Raw genomic sequence first — 17,691 nt, 5'->3', positions numbered from 1 at the left:
GCGGGAGAAGGGAGCGCTCACGAAGCTCAGTCGGCGCCCGGACGCCACGCTTCGTAATCGCCGGTCGCCGCGGCGCGGCGTCCGCCGCGTTCGAGCGCGCCCGCGGGACGATAGGCGCCAAGGCTGCCGGTCAGGTTCGCGCTCGGTTCCTGTTCCCACGCGCGCGGCGCGGGCAGCGCGTCGCCGGGCAATCCGTCGAGCGTGCCGTGCAGCCAGCCGTGCCATTCGGGAGGAACGCGGCTCGCATCGTTCGAGCCATTATAGAGAACCCAGCGACGGCGGCTCTTCTTCGCGCGATAATAAGTGTTGCCGAGGCTGTCCTCGCCAACCTTCTCGCCCGTGCTCCAGCTGTTCAGCAACGTGCCGACGGTCGCGCCGTCCCACCAGGTGAAAATCTTGCCAAGGATGCTCATGGCGGTGGCGTTTACAGCCAAGGCGGCGCGCTGCGCAAGCGTCAAAGGACAGAAGGCGCGGCTTTCACGCCGCTATTTCGTCTCTTTCCACGTCACCTTTGCGCTCTCGTCGAGGCCGAGCTTCGTCGCGGTCCCCCCCGTCAGTTCGAGCACCGCCGCGACCTCGCCGCCGCTGACCACGGGTTCGAGCGATTCGGGGATCGCATTCTCGGCGATGCGATCGATGCTGCCGTCGGCGCGCACGAAGATCATGTCGAGCGGAATCAGCGTATTCTTCATCCAGAAGCTCGCGATCTTGGGCTTCGCGAACGGAAAGAGCATGCCGCCATCGGCGGGCAGACTGGTGCGGAACATCAGCCCCCGCTCCTGCTCGTCCGCGCTGCGCGCGACCTCGACGTTGAAGGCGTGCGCCTTGCCCGCCATTGCGATCGTCAGCGGAATCGTCACGGCGTTCTGCGCGGCGCCGCCATCGCGGCTGCACGCCGCCATCGGCAGCGCTAGCGACAGAGCCAGAGCGGTCAGAAGAATACGCATCGGCAGATCCTTATCCCGTAACGATGACGAAGGGGCCTAATCCAACCCCGCCGCATCGTCCAGCGCCGCCAGCGCGGCCTCGTCTCCGAGCGGGACGGCGAGGATACGCCGCGCGAGCGCGAGATCATGTCCCGCCCGCGCGAAGGCCGCGACCTGACGTTCGCGCACCTGCGGATCGTCGATGGTTCGCACCGCGAACGGGCCGAACCGACGCCGCCGGGCAAAGCCGATCGCCGCCGCGACCGCCTGCCCCCCTGCCTCCGCGATCGCCTCGCCGCTGTCCGCGTCCGCGATGCCGTCGACGAAAAGCTGCGCCTTCACCCGCCGCAGCCCCAGTCCGCGCCGCGTCATCGCGCCAGCGCGCATCGCGGCATATTGGCGATCATCGAGGAAACGCAGGGCCTCCATCCGGTCGGCGACAGCCTCGCACGCCGCCATCGCGTCGCGCTCGTCGGTCCATTCGGATTCGCGAATTTTTCTGGATAGATAGCGCAGCAATTTCGCCCGGCTTGTCTCGAATCGCGCCACATAGGCCAGCGCCAGCTCGTCGAGCTTCGCTGCGCCCAAAGGCTTTCTGGAACGGTCGGATGGAAAGCGGCGGCGGGGCATATGCCATGTTTATGCCACAGTCGGGCCTGATTGAGAACGACCAGAGCCGCCATATCGGGCATCAAAGCCCGGAAATGGGCCCATTTGTTCCACCTGACCGGGATCGCGCAGCGCAACATGGCTCAAAAAGATGACATGATCATTGCAGCGCGGCTCGATAGCCGGGGTTCGCAAAACTTTATGACCGAAAATTCCGTCCCCGCGGTGGAGGATCTCGTCCCCACCCCGACCCATTGCGCCCAGCCGCGCCGCTTTTCGGACTTCGCCACCGTCGGCGAAGCGCTCGATTATGCCGCCAGCGGCACGCGCGGGCTCAATTTCCACGATCCGCGCGGCAAGCTCGTCCGCCCCTATCCCTATAGCGAACTCAAGGTCGACGCGCTGGCCGCGGCCTATCGTCTCGTCGCGGCGGGCGTACGGCCGGGCGAACGCATCGCGCTGATCGCCGAGACCGGCCCCGAATTCGCCGCGCTCTTCTTCGGCACCATCCTCGCCGGTGCCTGGCCGGTGCCGCTGCCGTTGCCGACCAGCTTTGGCGGGCGCGACTCCTATGTCGGCCAGCTCGTCGTCCAGCTTTCGAGCTGCGACCCCAGGATGCTGTTCTTCCCGCCCGAAATCGCCGCGATGGCGGCCGAGGCGGCCGAACAGCGCGGCGTCGAGCCGATGGACTGGAGCCTGTTCGCGACCCGCGCGGCGCCGGTCGCCAACCTTCCCGAGCAAAAGACCGACGAGACCTGCTACCTTCAATATAGCAGCGGCTCGACGCGCTTCCCGCACGGCGTTGCGGTGACGCATGGCGCGCTGCTCAACAATCTTGCCGCGCATTCGCACGGCATGCACGTGCAGGACAGCGACCGCTGCGTGTCGTGGCTGCCCTGGTATCACGACATGGGCCTGGTCGGCTGCCTGCTCTCGCCGGTCGCCAACCAGGTATCGGTCGATTATCTCAAGACCGAGGATTTCGCCCGCCGCCCGCTCGCCTGGCTCGACCTGATCAGCCGCAACCAGGGCACGACATTGAGCTATTCGCCGACCTTCGGCTACGATATCTGCGCGCGCCGCGTGTCAAGCCAGACGCAGGTCGCCGACCGTTTCGACCTGTCGCGCTGGCGCGTCGCGGGCAATGGCGCCGACATGATCCGCCCCGACGTGATGCAGAGCTTCGTCGATGCCTTTGCCGAGGCGGGTTTCAAGGCGAGCGCTTTCCTGCCGAGCTATGGCCTTGCCGAAGCGACGCTGGCGGTCAGCATCATGCCGCCGGGCGAAGGCATTGTCGTCGAGCTGGTCGAGGAAACCGAATTGTCGGGCGTATCGAGCGACGCCGGCCGGCCAACCCGCTATCGCGCGATCGTCAACTGTGGCCGCGCGGCGCGCGACATGGTCATCGAAGTGCGCGACGAGGCGGGCAACATCCTGCCCGACCAGACCGTCGGCAAAGTATGGTGCACCGGCCCGTCGCTGATGACCGGCTATTTCCGCGACCCCGAAGCGACCGCGGCCTGCATGGCCGACGGCTGGCTCGACACCGGCGATATGGGCTATTTGTCAGACGGTTACATCTATATCGTCGGCCGCGCCAAGGACATGATCATCATCAACGGCAAGAATCACTGGCCGCAGGATATCGAATGGGCGGTCGAACAGCTTCCCGGATTCAAGTCGGGCGACATCGCCGCTTTCGCGATCACCACGCCGGGGGGCGAGGAAACCCCGGCGGTGCTCGTCCAGTGCCGGACCAGCGACGATGCCGAACGCATCGCGCTGCGCGAGACGATCCGCGACCGCGTCCGCGCGATCACCGGCATGAACTGCCTGATCGAGCTGATCCCGCCGCGCACGCTGCCGCGCACCAGCTCGGGCAAGCTCAGCCGGTCGAAGGCGCGCGCGCAATATCTGGCCGGCGAAATCCAGCCGCTGGCGATCGCCGCCTGAGCGGACGCGGGCGACGGCGGAAGGCCGATCCTGTCCCGCCCCGGAACAATATATCGCTGGCGAACAGGCGGATAGTTACGTTCGGGTAACCCCGGGGCGCTAAACGGGCTTTCGTGAAGAGCCTGTTGACCGACCATATGGATGCCGACGATGTTTCGGTGCGAACCCTGCTGGGGCTGGGGTCGCGCCGCCAGGACATCGGAAACCTCCGCCAGCTTCAGCTCGCCCCGCTCCATGGCAAGGGCAAGCTGCGCCTGTGGGCGGGGGTAGCGATGGTGCTGCTCGCCGCCTTCAGCATGGTATCGCACGTCGCCTGGGCGCTCGTCACCGGCTGGCTGACCTGCGCGCTGATCTTCTGCCTCTGGTCCTATCGATCCTTCATCGTCCGCCCGCTGGGCGAGGCGCGCGCGACGAGTCCCGCCGAATTTGCCCTGTGCAACCGCCACGCCTTTTATGCAGCGCTGCTCTGGATCGTGCCGTTCTGGCTGCAAGGGCCGGTGCCCGGCGCCGATCATGCGCTCGCGACCTGGGCGATCACGCTGCTGATGATGCTGACGCTCGCGATGATCGCGCACAGCCTGCCGTCGGTGTGCATCCTGTATATCGCGCCGGTCAGCCTGTCGGCGGCGCTCGCGCTCACGCTCGCCGGGACGCCGCAGCTCGCCGCGGTGGCGATCGCCGCCGGGCTGCTGCTCTCCGGCTTCTGCGTGCGTTTCGCCCAGAATCACGTCCGCTTTCGCCGCGCCGAGGAGACGCTGCACGAAAAGACCGAGACGGTCAGCCTGCTGCTCCGCGAGTTCGAGGAAACTTCGGCCGACTGGCTGTGGCAGACCGACAACGCCCGCCGCCTGGTCCATGTCTCGCCGCGCCTCGCTTTTGCGCTTGGCGGCACCGCCGAGGCGCTCGAGGGTGTGCCGCTGCTCCAGGCGCTGTCGGGCGATGCGTGGGAGACGGGCCAGTTCCCCAAGAATCTGCACACCATGGCCGAGCGGATGAAGCGGCGCGAGAGCTTCTCGAACCTGATCGTCCCGGTGACGATCGGCGGCAAGCCGCGCTGGTGGGAATTGTCGGCCTCGCCGCGCCTCGACGAAACCGGCAAGTTCCTGGGCTTTCGCGGCGTCGGCTCCGACGTGACCGAACAGCATGCGACCGCCGAACAGATCGCCCGGATGGCGCGTTTCGACAATCTGACCGGCCTCCCCAACCGCCTCAGCCTGCACGAGGACCTGGCCCGCGCGCTGACCCAGGCGATCGAGGCGAAGTCGCGCTGCGCGATGCTGATGATCGATCTCGATCGCTTCAAGGCGGTCAATGATACGCTTGGCCATCCGACCGGCGACAAGCTGCTCGCGCAAGTCGCCGCGCGCCTGAAAGGCCTGATGGAACGCGGCATGACCTGCGGCCGCCTGGGCGGCGACGAATTCGCGGTCGTGCTCCACAATGTCCCGGCGGCGAGCGAGGCCGAAGATCTTGCGAAGCGGATCATCGCCGCGATCAGCCGCCCCTATGTCGTCGACAATCACCAGCTCTTCGTCGGCGCCAGCATCGGCTATGCGATCGGCCCGCAGGACGGCTCGACGGTCGAAACGCTGACCCGCAACGCCGACCTTGCGCTCTACAAGTCCAAGGACAAGGGCGGCAATGTCGTCGCCGCCTATGTCGCCTCGCTCCACGCCCAGGCCGAGGAGCGGCGGGTGATGGAGCAGGAGCTGCGCGGCGCGCTCGATCGCGGCGAGTTCGAGCTTTACTATCAGCCGGTGGTCACCGCCGCCGACGGCACGCTCAACGGCTTCGAGGCGCTGATCCGCTGGCACAACAAGACGCTCGGCAACGTTTCGCCCGGCCGCTTCATCCCGCTCGCCGAAGACAGCCGCCTCATCTCGCCGATCGGCGAATGGGTGCTGCGCACCGCGTGCCACGAGGCGATGAAATGGCCGTCGAACCTCAAGGTCGCGGTCAATGTTTCGGCCGAACAGCTCACCGACCCCGCCTTTGCCTCGGTCGTCGTCTCGGCGCTCGCGCAGAGCGGGCTGACGCCGCAACGGCTCGAGATCGAGGTGACCGAAAGCGTGTTCCTGCGCGACGGCGGCGGCGCGGCGCAATTGCTCGACCAGTTGATCGGGCTCGGTATCCGCCTCAGCCTCGACGATTTCGGCACCGGCTATTCGTCGCTCGGCTATCTCAGGAAGACGCAATTTTCGACGATCAAGGTCGACCGCAGCTTCGTCGTCGGCGCGGCGAAGGGCAGCATCGAATCGATCGCGATCATCCGCGCCGTCGTCGCGCTCGCCGACAGCCTCGGCATGTCGACGACCGCGGAAGGGGCGGAAACCGAGATCGAGGTCGATACGCTCCGCTCGCTCGGCTGCAGCAACATCCAGGGCTATTATTACGGCCGCCCGATGCCCGCGAGCGACGTCATGATGCTGTTCCGTCCGCCCGAACCGGCGGCGAGCGCCGCGGCGTGATAGATGACGTCGCCCTCACGAAGGCGAGGGCGACGGGGATTCTCGACGACCCGAAGCCCTCGCGCGACGGATCGAACAGCTTAACAAAAGGTTCCCCCACTCACCGCATCATCGGCGCGATTCACCGCTAGAGAGTTGGTGACACTCCAAGGCTGCGGCAAAGACGCTGCAACGCTTGAAGACAAGCCAAAGGGGTCGCCTTCCATGCTCAACCGCCGCTTTCTGGGTGCGTTCGCCCTGTGCGCCTCGTTGCTCGCCAGTGTCCCGGCCGCCGCGCTCCAGTGCGTCCCCTTCGCCCGCGCCGAATCGGGCGTCGAGATCCGCGGCAATGCCAAGACCTGGTGGGCGCAGGCGGCGGGCGAATATGACCGCGGCCAGGAACCCCGCAAGGGCGCCGTCATGGCGTTCGCCGGCACTCGCGGCATGCCACTCGGCCATGTCGCGGTGGTCAAGAAGATCATCAGCGACCGCGAAATCCTGATCGACCATGCCAATTGGTCGCCGATCAACGGCCGCCGAGGCCAGATCGAGCGCAACGTCCGCGTCGTCGACGTCAGCGACAAGGGCGACTGGAGCCTGGTCCGCGTCTGGTACGCACCGATCGGCGACCTCGGCCTGCGCGCCAACCCGGTGCAGGGCTTCATCTATGCCGGCGACGATCACGGGGCCGGCGGCAGCCACAAGGCGTTCGAAGATCCGGTGTGGGCGCAGAACGACTGGAAGCCGGGCAACGGCCTCGACCTCGTCGCCGCGTCGCTGCGCTGAACCCACCCACGATTGATAAGCTGTTCTCCCCGCCCGCACGCGGGAGGAGAGAAGAATCAGTCTTCCGACGTCTCGCTGTCCTCGGCGCCATCCTCGAACCACGCCTCGACCTCGCCCGACAGCTTGATCGTCATCGGCTGGCCGAAACGGTCCTTCGACTTGCCCGCGGCGACGCGGATCCAGCCTTCCGAGATCGAATATTCCTCGACGTCGGTGCGGTCCTTGCCCTTGAAGCGGATGCCGATGCCGCGCTGCAGCACCTCCATGTCGAAATGGGGCGAGCGCGGGTTGGTCGACAAATGGTCGGGGGGCGTGTCGGTCATCTGCTAATCTCCGGTTCTGGCCGTCGCCGCTAGGCGAGACGCGGCGCCAAATCAAGCGCCGGTGCACCCGGCATCCGCCGACGTGACGGGCGGGCGCGGTCAGGTGGGACTGCGCGCGCGGCGCGGGAGGGTCTGTCCCGCCGCCGCGAGTCGTTCGGCGGCGGGATAAAGATCCTTATCCTCGCGTTCGATCCGCATCGCCAGCGCGCTTAGCATGTCCGCTGTTTCCGCGCGAAAATCGGACCAGCGGGCTTCGACGGCCTCGGCCGTCCAGCGCGCGTCATAGGCCGCGAAATCGGCCGCGATATGCCCCATCTCGCCCACGAACGCATTCGCCAGCCCGATGAGGTCGGGATCGCCCTTTGCCTTCAACCGCGGATAGAGCGCCCAATCCTCGCATTTGAGATGGCAGGTCAGCGTATCGCGCAACAGGCCGCGCACCGCCGCAAGCTCGGTGGCGCGCGGTGGATGCGGCGCGGCGATCATCTTCGTCAGGAAGGAGGCTAGCGTCACGAGCGCGGCATGCTCGGCGCGCAGCCGCGCGATTTCGCTTATCCTGGGCATGGCACCCCCCGAAAACACAAGAGGCCCCTGTCCTCCCCGCCTAGACGAACCGCATGAAAAGAGCGTTAACCACCGCCGTCCGACAGCATTGCCGCCGGCGCAGCGCGGCGCGATCGGATGAGCCGGCTGGCGACTCCGGCCACCCGATTCTGCCTCGGCCGGCGCCGCGATAAACCTCTGCTTTCAAATAGCCGTTCGATACGCCCCGATCAGCGGTGCCTGGCCTTCCACGCGCGAACCGCCGCCAACGTCTTTTCGATGTGCGCCTGCGGGTTGCGATCGGTGTAGCTGAGCAGGATGGTCCCGTCGGGGGCGATGACGAACGACGTCCGGTTGGAGATCATCATCTTGTTCGGCCCTGGCATGGCGGTGTCATATTTCGCCGCGACCTTCGCGCCCGGATCGGCTGCGACGGCGAATTTGTCGCGGCATTCCGACTTGGAAAATTCGGCGACGCGATCGATGTTGCCCGCGGTTACGCCCACCACACGCGCACCCAGCCGGTTGAAGTCGCCGGTTGCCTCGGCGAACAAATGGGCTTCCACCGTGCAGCCGGGAGTAAAGGCGGCGGGGAAGAAATAGAGCACGACCGGCCCTTTCTTCAGCGTCTGCTGCAAGGACAGGGTGAAGGGCTTGCCGCCCTGCGCGGCGTTCAGCGTGAAGTCGGGCGCCTTCGCGCCCTGCCGGAGCGCCGCGATGCCCTGCGCCGGAAGCACGGCCAGCGACAGGCCTAAGCCAAGCGACATTGCGATCTTCACCAGGATTTTCATCTGCGTTCCTCCACCTCGAACAAGGGAGGCGGGGCCCGGCTGGGCACCCTCCACCTCCCTGTTCGCGACACGCGGCAAAATGCGCGGCCGGGGCCTCAAGATGATGGAAAATGATGGCGGCGTCTACGTGCAGCGGACGCGGGGGATAAGGGACCCGGCGGCGCCCGGCCCGCAATCGCTCCCTTGCCGCCTTCGATTCTGCGATGCATCATCAGGACATGACCAAATATCTCATCTCCTTTCCGAACGAAGCCATGGCGCTGACCGACGAGGAACTGCCGATTGTTGACGCCGCCGCGCACGCGGTGATCGAGGACGCCAAGGCCGCCGGCGTCTATGTGTTCGGCGGGGGAATAGACGAACAGGTCGAGCCCGTGCTGGTTTCCGCCGATGGGGCGGTGTCCACGCAAATCTATCGCGGCAGCCGGCTCGATGGCGGCTTCGCGGTGCTGGACTTGCCGACCCGCGAAGAGGCGGTCGAATGGGCGAGGAAGATCGCCGCGGCCTGCCGATGTTCGCAGGAGCTTCGCGCGTTCCTGTACGACCCGGCGAGCTAGGGCCGAAAGCGATCAGATCGAATCGCTGTCGACGGAAAAATAGGGACCGTCCCTATTTCCCCCTCAGCCGAGGTCGCGCCACAACCCAGGCGCCAGATCGCCGAGCGCCCACTCGCCGACCCGCCAGCGCACCAGTCGCAGCGTCGGATGGCCGACCGCGGCGGTCATCCGGCGCACCTGGCGGTTGCGGCCTTCGGTGATCGTCAGTTCGAGCCAGCAGTCGGGGACGCTCTTGCGGTATCGCACCGGCGGGTCGCGCGGCCACAGCGGCGGCGGGTCGATGCGGCGGGCGGCGGCGGGGCGCGTCATGCCGTCGTTCAGCGCGACCCCGGCGCGTAGCCGATCGAGGCTCGCCGCGTCGGGTTCGCCCTCGACCTGCACGAGGTAGGTTTTCGGCACCTTGTGCCTGGGCGACGAAATCCGCGCCTGCAGCGCGCCATCGTCGGTCAGGAGCAGCAGGCCCTCGCTATCGCGGTCGAGCCGCCCGGCCGGATAGACGCCGGGAGCATCGATATAGGCGGACAGCGTGGCGCGCGCCTCCGGCGTGCCGCGATCGGTGAACTGCGACAGGACGCCGTAGGGTTTGTTGAACAGGATCAACCGGGACAATGCTTGGACTCCCGATCAAGCTGTTTGAGCTAAACCTTTGTGTTCCCCAGCGAAGGCGGGGGTCCATCTCCTGCCGGTGCGATTTTGCGCGGTCCGGTGATGGGTCCCCGCCTTCGCGGGGACACACGATTGATTTCGTCGCGAAAGAACGATTACGCCGCTTCCTTCTTGCGCGACGCCTTCTTGCGCTCGTGCGGGTCGAGCAGCGCCTTGCGCAGGCGGATGTTTGCCGGGGTCACCTCGACCATCTCGTCATCGTCGATATAGGCGATCGCCTGTTCGAGCGTCATGCGGCGCGGCGGGGTGAGGCGGATCGCGTCGTCCTTGCCGGTCGAGCGGAAGTTGGTGAGCTGCTTCGACTTCATCGGGTTGACCTCGAGGTCGTCGGGCTTCGCATTTTCGCCGATGATCATCCCTTCATAGAGCGCCTCGCCGGGCGAGACGAACAATATGCCGCGCTCTTCGAGCGGGCCGAGCGCATAGGCGACCGCCTCGCCCGCGCCGTTCGAGATCAGGACGCCGTTCTGGCGACCCGCGATCTGGCCCTTGTACGGGCCATATTTCTCGAACAGTCGGTTCATGATGCCGGTGCCGCGCGTGTCCGACAGGAATTCGCCATGATAGCCGATCAGACCGCGCGACGGGCCGCTGAAAGTGATGCGCGTCTTGCCGCCGCCCGACGGGCGCATGTCGGTCAGCTCGGCCTTGCGGATCTGCATCTTCTCGACGACCGTGCCGCTATGTTCGTCGTCGACGTCGATGACGACGGTTTCATAAGGTTCGGTGCGCTTGCCGGCCTCATCCTCGCCATAGAGGACGCGCGGGCGGCTGATGCCGAGTTCGAAGCCCTCGCGGCGCATCGTCTCGATCAGCACGCCGAGCTGAAGCTCGCCGCGGCCCGCGACTTCGAAACTGTCCTTGTCGGCGCTTTCGGTGATGCGGATCGCGACGTTGGTTTCGGCTTCGCGAAACAGGCGGTCGCGGATCATGCGGCTCGTCACCTTACTGCCTTCGCGGCCCGCCATCGGCGAATCATTGACGGCAAAGCGCATCGACAGCGTCGGCGGATCGATCGGCTGCGCGGCGATCGGTTCGCTGACGCTGATGTCGGCGACGGTGTTGGCGACAGTGGCGTGCGCGAGGCCCGCGATCGCGACGATGTCGCCCGCGCGCGCCTCTTCGACCGGAACCCGGTCGAGCCCGCGGAACGCCAGCAGCTTCGACGCGCGGCCGGTCTCGATCACCTTGCCGTCCATGTCGATCGCGTGGATCGGCTGGTTGACCTTGACCGTCCCCGACTGGACACGGCCGGTCAGCACGCGGCCGATGAAATTGTCACGGTCGAGCAGGGTGGCAAGGAAGGTGAAGGGGCCGTCGACGTCGAGGCCCGGCGCCGGCACATGGCTGACGATCGTTTCGAACACTGGCGTGAAGTCGCCATCGCGCGCTTCGGGGTCGGGCGAGGCAAAGCCCTGGCGGCCCGAGGCATAGAGGATCGGGAAATCAAGCTGTTCGTCGCTTGCTTCGAGGGTCAGGAACAGTTCGAACACTTCGTCGAGCACCTCGGCGGGACGTGCATCGCTGCGGTCGATCTTGTTGACGACGACGATCGGACGCAGGCCCAGCGCGAGCGCCTTGCCGGTCACGAACTTGGTCTGCGGCATCGGCCCCTCGGCGGCATCGACCAGCAGGATGACACCGTCGACCATCGACAAAATGCGCTCGACCTCGCCGCCGAAGTCGGCGTGACCCGGCGTGTCGACGATATTGATCCGCGTCGTGTCCGCGCCCTCATGGCCCTTGGGCGCCCATTCGACCGAGGTGCATTTGGCGAGAATGGTGATCCCGCGCTCCTTTTCGATGTCGCCCGAATCCATCGCGCGTTCCTCGACACGCTGATTCTCGCGGAACGTCCCCGACTGGCGGAAAAGCTGGTCGACGAGAGTGGTCTTGCCATGATCGACGTGCGCGATGATGGCGATATTGCGCAGGGACATCAAAAATACCTTATGGGAGCAGCGCGGCGCCGTGCCGCGATTTGGCCGCGCGCGTAGCGAATTTCCTACTGCGGCGCAACAAAATTGCCGATACCTTCATAACGAAATCCGCGCGACAAGTCGCACGATTTCGGCGGCCGCGATGCGCGCATGGTGCCGCGCGCATCGCTGTCGAACGATGGGATTTTGGAATCTCGGGCGTCGATCGACGGGCTTGCCAAGCGCCCCGCGCCCCGCCATCGCACCGCTCCATGCTTGCCCGTATCTTTCCCGATCGCTTCGTCCCGGTCCTGTTCGCGACGATCCTGCTCGCCAGCCTGCTGCCGGTGCGCGGCACCGCGGTGCCGGTGGCGCAGGGAGTATCGACCGCGGCGATCATCCTGCTCTTTTTCCTCAACGGCGTACGCCTGCCGCGCGACGAAGTGCTGCACGGCATCCGCAACTGGAAACTGCAAGGCGCGGGCCTCGGCTTCTGCTTCGTGGTCATGGCACTGCTCGGCCTGGCGGCGCAGGTGGCGACCGCGGCCTTCCTGCCCGCTGCGCTCGCGCTCGGCTTCCTCTTCCTCGGCATCCTGCCTTCGACCGTCCAGTCGGCGACCGCGGCAAGCAGCATGGCGGGCGGCAATGTCGCGGCGAGCGTCGTCGCGGCGGCGCTGCTCAACCTCATCGGCGTGATCGCCTCGCCGCTGCTATTCGCCGCGCTCGCGGGCAGCGCCGGCGCGATTCACGGCGCGGCGGCGCTGCGCATCGTCGCGATATTGCTGCTGCCCTTCGTCGCCGGCCAGGTCGTGCAGCGCTGGTTGCGCCCCTGGGTGCTCGCGCATCGCGGCGCGGCGACCTTCATGGATCGCACCTCGATCGCGATCGCGGTCTATGTCGCCTTTTCGGCAGCGGTCGTCGGCGGCATCTGGCACCAGCTCGACGCGGGCGAGATCGCCATCACCTTTGCCGCCGTCGCAGCCATGCTGGCCCTGGCCTTTTGCGGCGCCTGGGCGCTCGGCGGGCTGCTCCGCCTGCGCCATGCCGAGCGCATCACCCTGCTCTTTGCCGGCGCGCAAAAGAGCATCGCCGTCGGCGCGCCGCTCGCCGCGACACTCTTTCCCCCCGCGACCGCGGGCGTGGTGCTCGTGCCCATCCTCGTCTATCATATGGCGCAGCTCGTCATCTCCGCCTGGATCGCGCCGGGGCTGGCGCGCCGCGCAGAGGTGTAGTGCTTGAACAATACAGATGCGCATGCCATATAGGCGATCGCACGGGGTTGGAAGGAAGTGGAATGAGCGAAGAGACCGCGACGGCGACCGCAATCGAAGAATTGACGCTGACGCCGCCCGAACCCGTGCCCGCGGTAGCCCCCGAAAAGGCGGCCGGCCTCGTCCCCCTGTCGGGCGAGCAGAAATCGAAGCTCGAGGAGCGCGTCGACGGCTTCATCGACGACCTCGTCGCGCAGGACGAGAATTCACCCGAATTCGGCAAGCGCGTCGACCAGATCACCAATATGGGCCGCAAGGAAATGCTGGAGGCGGCGAGCCACAGCAACCGCTTCCTCGACCGCCCGATCCGCGCGATGGACCGCGACACCGACATCGGGCAGAGCCTGATCGAACTGCGCACCACCATCGAGCGGCTCGACCCGTCGGCGAACGGCAAATTGCTGTCGAAGCGCGGGTTTCTGGACAAGATCTTCGGCAGCAAGATCAACAATTATTTCGCGCAATATCGCAGCGCCCAGACGCACATCGGCGGCATCCTGACCGCCCTGTCGAACGGCAAGGACGAGCTGTTGATGGACAATGCCGCCATCGACGTCGAACGCCGCAAGATGTGGGAATCGATGGGCAAGCTTGAACAGATGATCCATATCGCCGGCACGCTCGACCAGCGGCTCGAGGCGAAAGCCACCGAACTCGACGGCAGCGACCCCGCCAAGGCCAAGATCCTGCGCGAAAATGCGCTCTTCTACGCGCGCCAGCGCACGCAGGACCTGCTCACGCAGATGGCGGTAACGGTGCAGGGCTATCTCGCGCTCGATCTGGTCAAGAAGAATAATGTCGAGCTGGTGAAGGGCGTCGATCGCGCGAGCACCACGACCGTCGGCGCGCTGAAAACCGCGATCACCGTCGCGCAGGCGATGACGAACCAGAAGCTGGTGCTCGAACAGATCACCGCGCTCAACACCACGACCGCGAACATCATCGACGGCACATCGAAGATGCTGAAGGACAATACCGCGCGCATCCACGAACAGGCGGCGTCGAGCACGATCCCGATGGAAACGCTGAGCCGCGCCTTCCAGAACATCTATGACACGATGGACGCGATCGACACCTTCAAGCTGAAGGCGCTCGATACGATGAAGACGACCGTGACCTCGCTCGAAGGCGAGGTCGCCAAGTCGAAGGGCTATATCGCGCGCGCCGAGGGCGCGAGCCAGGCGCAGGCAAGCGTCGGCGGTGCCGACAGCCCGCTTGCCGCGCTCGAAGGCTAGGCGATGACGATGAGCGAAGTCGACAAGGTCCGGCTATCGGCGGCATCGGCGATCGAACGGTCGCGCGAGCGGCGGCGCCCGATCGGAACGAAGAGCGTCGCGCTGCGCCGCCAGCATCTTTATCAAAAGCTCGCGCGCGTGCTGATCGCGGGCGGCATCGTGCTGATCGGGGCGGCGCTGTTCGGCGCGCTGATCAAGCCGCTCGGCTTCACCGGGCTGCTCGCGCTGTTCGTGCTGCTGATCGGCGTCGCGCTATTGTTCGGCAAATGGCCGCCCTTTCCCGAGCCGCGCCAGGCCGACCTGCCCAAGGCCGATCTGAAACAGCTCGCCGGCCGCACCGAAATCTGGCTCGAGGCGCAGCGCCCGGCGCTCCCCGCGCCCGCGCGCCAGCTCGTCGACGGCATCGGGGTGCAGCTCGACCTGCTCGCGCCGCAGCTCCAGACGCTCGACGCGGCGAGCCCCGCCGCCGCGAACATCCGCAAGCTCGTCGGCGAGGATCTGCCCGAACTCGTCGCGGGCTATCAGCGCATCCCCGCGGGACTCCGTAAGGAAGCCTATGCCGGACGCACCCCCGACGACACGCTCGTCGGCGGGCTCACCATGCTCGAGCGCGAAATCGGCGACGCGGCCCGCAGCCTCGCCGCGGGCGACCTCGACAAGCTCGCGACGCGCGAACGCTACCTCCAGCTCAAATATCAGGGGCTGGAGGGCGAGGACGCGCCCTCGGCTTAGGGTCCGGATGCCGAAATAACGGCGCGCGAGGACCAGCAACTCAGCAGCAAATCCGCACCCGCGTTCCGGGTCGGGCGTCCTCGATGTCCAATCGCCATTTGTGCAGCCCGACGATCGCCGACACGAGCGCGAGGCCCAGCCCGGTGCCGGGCAACCCCGCCGTATCGGGTCCGCGAAAGAAGCGCTCGGTCACCCGGTCGCGCCAGGCATCGGCGATGCCGGGGCCATTGTCGACTATCTCGATTTCGGTCCCGCTCTCCGTCCCGCGCGCCGTCACCGCGATGACGGCGCCCTCGCCGCCATATTTGACCGCATTGTCGAGCAGGTTCGAGATCGCCTGGAACAGCAGGTTCGGATCGGCATCCAGCGCCAGTCCCGGCGCGATACGGCTTTCGATCCTTTGCCCATGCGCCTCGGCATCGGGGGTATGAAGCTCGACCGCGTCGGCGAGCAGCGTCGTCAGGTCGATGCGCCGCATCCCGCTCAGATGCCGGCCGCTCTCGATACGCGCGATGCGCAGCAGCGCATCGAAGATCGCCTGCAACCGCCCGGCCTCCGCCAGCGCCTGCCCGGTGAGCCGCTGGCGCTCGTCTTCGCTCTCCGCACCGCGCAGTTCGTCAAGATCGGCATGGAGGCGCGCCAGCGGCGTCCGCAGTTCGTGCGCGACATTGTCGGATACGCGGCGCACCGATTCGACGGCTTCCTCGATCCGCCCGAGCATCAGGTTGAGCGTCGCCGAGAGTTCGTCGAAGTCGTCGCCGGTTCCGCGCAGCGGGATACGCTCGGTCAAATTTCCCGCCATCACGCGCCGCGCGGTCCGCGTCACCGCATCGATCCGCCGACCGACCGCGCGGCTCATCGCGACGCTGCCGCCGAGCGCGAGCAGGGCCGCGAAGAGAATCAGCCACACCGATCCGATCGCATAAAGCTCGTCGCGGTCGTCGATCGACTCGACATCGCGTCCGACGATCAGCCGCGCGCCGTCGCTCAGCCGCCGCTCGACGACAAGCGCTTCATAATCCTGTTCCTGTCCCGCCTGATAGACATCGGCCTCCAGCGTGGCCCAACCGGCGACCGGTGTTTCGGGCCAGCTCGGCAAATTGGCGGTCACCGTCTTTCCATCAGGCGCGATCAGCGCGTGAAAGGGGCGTTTTGGACCCGTCTTCTCCCGCACCAGCAGTGCACGAACCAGCGCATCGCGCCCACCGCCGCGGTCGATCGCCTCCAGCTCGGCCGCCTCGCCGCGCACCCCTGCCGCGGCGTCGAGCAGCGGCTGATAAACCCCGATCCAATAGGCCGCGCCGAACAGCGCCACGGTCGAGGCCAGGAAAAGTCCGACATAGATCAGCCCGAGGCGCAGGGTCAGGCTGTGCCAGAGGCCGCCGCGCATGGTGCCGCGCCCCCTCATCCACCCGCCCGCATCACATAGCCGGTGCCGCGCACCGTGTGGATCAGCGTCCGGCCGAACCCCTTGTCTACCTTTTGCCGCAGGCGGCTGACATGCTGGTCGATGATGTTGGTCTGCGGATCGAAATGATAATCCCACACATGTTCGAGCAGCATCGACCGGGTGACGACCCGGCCTTGATTGCGCGCCAGATAGGTCAGGATGCGGAATTCGCGCGCGGTCAGGTCGATCACCGTCCCTTGCCGCCGCACCTGCTGGCCGAGCAGGTCGATGTCGAGATCGCCGACGCAAAGCCGGGTCTCGGCCGACAGGGCCGGGCCGCGACGGCTCAGCACATCGATGCGCGCGAGCAGCTCGGACATGGCGAAGGGCTTGGTCAGATAATCGTCGCCGCCCGCACGCAGTCCCGCGACGCGCTCGTCGACCTCGCCGAGCGCGCTCAGGAACAGCACCGGCGTCGTGTCGCCGGTCGCCCGGATCGTCTGGACGATCGTCAGCCCATCGACCTGCGGCAGCATACGGTCGACGACGATCAGGTCATAGCTGTCGGACGCCGCGCGGAGCAGGCCGGACCGGCCATCGCCTTCGATCTCGACGAGATGCCCGGCGGCCGCCAGCCCCTTGCCGATATGCTCCGCGACGCGGGCATCATCCTCGATCACCAAGATATGCATATATCCCCCGATACCGGCTCGGCCGCCCGGCCGCCACCCGCCCCGCGAACATGTCGAAAATCAAATCCTGTTGTCATACCGGCGTCAGATAGCGCTGCCATTGCTGCCTGCGAAGGAGCAGGCGATGGCAGAGGCGAGACGCCAGACGGACTATGCGGCGGCGCGCCCAGTGCCGGCGAAGATGATGCTGTCGGTCTTCGACCTCGATCGCACGCTGACCATCCTTCCTACTTACACCCCCTTCCTGCTCTTTGCGATCTGGACCCGCGCGCCGTGGCGTTTCCTGCTCCTCCCGCTGCTGCTTCCGGTCGCGATGCTCTATGCGCTGAAGCTCGTCCCGCGCCGCGCGATGAAGCAGGCGATGCACCGCATCGCGCTCGGGCGGCGGCTGGCCGAGCGCGACGCCGCGCGGCTGGCCGACCGCTTCGCGCGTCGCCTTGTCGCGCGCGGCCTCTACACACAGGGGCTCGCGCTGATCGAAGCCGAGCGCGCGGCCGGCCGCCGGATCGTCATCGCAACCGCCGCGCCGCATCTCTATACCGCTGCCCTCGCACGACGGCTGGGGATCGCCGACGTGATCGCGACCGCCTCGACGTGGCGCGACGGCTGGCTGACCCCGACGATCGGCTCGGCGAACTGCTATGGTGGCGACAAGCGCCATCGGGTCGAGGCCTTTCTCGATGTCGCCGGCATCGCCCGCGACCGCGCGCATATCCGTTTCTATTCGGACCATGTTTCGGACCTGCCGATGCTCGCCTTCGCCGACGAGGCGGTCGCGGTCAATCCGTCGGCCAAGCTGCGCCAGGTCGCCACGGCGCGCGGCTGGCCGATTGTCGACTGGCGGCGGTGAG

18 protein-coding genes are annotated in these 17,691 nt (G+C 66.7%); 8 read left to right on the top strand and 10 right to left on the bottom strand.

The annotated features are described in order from the left end of the window. Window positions 1–26: 26 nt before the first annotated feature. The 3 genes from CVO77_RS13645 to CVO77_RS13635 form a co-directional block, all read right to left on the bottom strand. On the bottom strand, window positions 27–413 hold the full coding sequence (locus tag CVO77_RS13645) for an NADH:ubiquinone oxidoreductase subunit NDUFA12 (protein WP_106000836.1): 387 nt from the start codon (window positions 411–413) through the stop codon (window positions 27–29). A 72-nt stretch (window positions 414–485) separates the two neighbouring features. Then, on the bottom strand, window positions 486–947 hold the full coding sequence (locus CVO77_RS13640) for a DUF192 domain-containing protein (protein WP_105999502.1): 462 nt from the start codon (window positions 945–947) through the stop codon (window positions 486–488). Window positions 948–983: 36 nt separating this feature from the next. Continuing rightward, complete coding sequence (locus CVO77_RS13635) at window positions 984–1,556, bottom strand: regulatory protein RecX (RefSeq protein WP_105999501.1); 573 nt, start codon at window positions 1,554–1,556, stop codon at window positions 984–986. Between the two features lie 180 nt (window positions 1,557–1,736). Between CVO77_RS13635 and CVO77_RS13630 the strand changes: the two genes are divergently transcribed. From CVO77_RS13630 to CVO77_RS13620, 3 genes are all read left to right on the top strand, one after another. Further along, window positions 1,737–3,488 (top strand): fatty acyl-AMP ligase, encoded by a 1,752-nt coding sequence (locus CVO77_RS13630; RefSeq protein ID WP_106000835.1) that lies wholly within the window; start codon window positions 1,737–1,739, stop codon window positions 3,486–3,488. Between the two features lie 113 nt (window positions 3,489–3,601). Beyond that, window positions 3,602–5,956, top strand: a complete 2,355-nt coding sequence (locus CVO77_RS13625) for a putative bifunctional diguanylate cyclase/phosphodiesterase (RefSeq protein ID WP_105999500.1) — start codon at window positions 3,602–3,604, stop codon at window positions 5,954–5,956. A gap of 204 nt (window positions 5,957–6,160) precedes the next feature. After that, window positions 6,161–6,721, top strand: a complete 561-nt coding sequence (locus tag CVO77_RS13620; protein WP_105999499.1) for a CHAP domain-containing protein — start codon at window positions 6,161–6,163, stop codon at window positions 6,719–6,721. A gap of 56 nt (window positions 6,722–6,777) precedes the next feature. Here the strand turns inward: CVO77_RS13620 and CVO77_RS13615 are convergent, their stop codons facing one another. From CVO77_RS13615 to CVO77_RS13605, 3 genes are all read right to left on the bottom strand, one after another. After that, on the bottom strand, window positions 6,778–7,044 hold the full coding sequence (locus CVO77_RS13615) for a DUF3297 family protein (RefSeq protein ID WP_105999498.1): 267 nt from the start codon (window positions 7,042–7,044) through the stop codon (window positions 6,778–6,780). A gap of 99 nt (window positions 7,045–7,143) precedes the next feature. Then, on the bottom strand, window positions 7,144–7,608 hold the full coding sequence (locus tag CVO77_RS13610; RefSeq protein WP_105999497.1) for a hemerythrin domain-containing protein: 465 nt from the start codon (window positions 7,606–7,608) through the stop codon (window positions 7,144–7,146). Window positions 7,609–7,817: 209 nt separating this feature from the next. Beyond that, window positions 7,818–8,378: a peroxiredoxin gene (locus CVO77_RS13605; RefSeq protein WP_105999496.1), complete on the bottom strand. Its 561-nt coding sequence runs from the start codon at window positions 8,376–8,378 to the stop codon at window positions 7,818–7,820. A gap of 218 nt (window positions 8,379–8,596) precedes the next feature. Here CVO77_RS13605 and CVO77_RS13600 point away from each other — a divergent pair, with 218 nt between their 5' ends. Next, window positions 8,597–8,935, top strand: a complete 339-nt coding sequence (locus CVO77_RS13600) for a YciI family protein (RefSeq protein ID WP_106000834.1) — start codon at window positions 8,597–8,599, stop codon at window positions 8,933–8,935. Between the two features lie 63 nt (window positions 8,936–8,998). Here the strand turns inward: CVO77_RS13600 and CVO77_RS13595 are convergent, their stop codons facing one another. Beyond that, entirely contained in the window at window positions 8,999–9,544 is a 546-nt protein-coding gene (locus CVO77_RS13595; RefSeq protein ID WP_105999495.1) for a pseudouridine synthase, read from the bottom strand. Between the two features lie 152 nt (window positions 9,545–9,696). After that, a complete protein-coding gene (gene typA / locus CVO77_RS13590; RefSeq protein WP_105999494.1) occupies window positions 9,697–11,541 on the bottom strand; it encodes a translational GTPase TypA in 1,845 nt (614 codons plus the stop codon). A 251-nt stretch (window positions 11,542–11,792) separates the two neighbouring features. Between typA and CVO77_RS13585 the strand changes: the two genes are divergently transcribed. From CVO77_RS13585 to CVO77_RS13575, 3 genes are all read left to right on the top strand, one after another. Beyond that, window positions 11,793–12,752, top strand: coding sequence for a bile acid:sodium symporter family protein (locus CVO77_RS13585; protein ID WP_105999493.1), 960 nt, complete (start codon window positions 11,793–11,795; stop codon window positions 12,750–12,752). Window positions 12,753–12,814: 62 nt separating this feature from the next. After that, window positions 12,815–14,026 (top strand): toxic anion resistance protein, encoded by a 1,212-nt coding sequence (locus tag CVO77_RS13580; RefSeq protein ID WP_105999492.1) that lies wholly within the window; start codon window positions 12,815–12,817, stop codon window positions 14,024–14,026. 9 nt (window positions 14,027–14,035) lie between these two features. Continuing rightward, window positions 14,036–14,758 carry a hypothetical protein gene (locus CVO77_RS13575; RefSeq protein ID WP_242445942.1) on the top strand — a complete coding sequence of 241 codons (723 nt, stop codon included), beginning with the start codon at window positions 14,036–14,038 and terminating at the stop codon, window positions 14,756–14,758. Between the two features lie 40 nt (window positions 14,759–14,798). On the opposite strand, the gene CVO77_RS13570 is transcribed toward CVO77_RS13575, so the two are convergent. Both CVO77_RS13570 and CVO77_RS13565 read right to left on the bottom strand, forming a co-directional pair. Further along, entirely contained in the window at window positions 14,799–16,148 is a 1,350-nt protein-coding gene (locus CVO77_RS13570) for a sensor histidine kinase (protein WP_158258070.1), read from the bottom strand. 14 nt (window positions 16,149–16,162) lie between these two features. After that, the gene (locus CVO77_RS13565) at window positions 16,163–16,840 is read right to left on the bottom strand and encodes a response regulator transcription factor (protein ID WP_105999489.1); all 678 of its coding nucleotides are present in this window, start codon (window positions 16,838–16,840) and stop codon (window positions 16,163–16,165) included. A gap of 124 nt (window positions 16,841–16,964) precedes the next feature. Here CVO77_RS13565 and CVO77_RS13560 point away from each other — a divergent pair, with 124 nt between their 5' ends. Then, a complete protein-coding gene (locus tag CVO77_RS13560) occupies window positions 16,965–17,690 on the top strand; it encodes an HAD family hydrolase (RefSeq protein ID WP_105999488.1) in 726 nt (241 codons plus the stop codon). Window position 17,691: the final 1 nt, after the last annotated feature.

The sequence above is a fragment of the Sphingopyxis lindanitolerans genome, from assembly GCF_002993885.1.
GTDB lineage: Bacteria > Pseudomonadota > Alphaproteobacteria > Sphingomonadales > Sphingomonadaceae > Sphingopyxis > Sphingopyxis lindanitolerans.
This window is presented reverse-complemented; position numbering and strand designations above follow the sequence as displayed.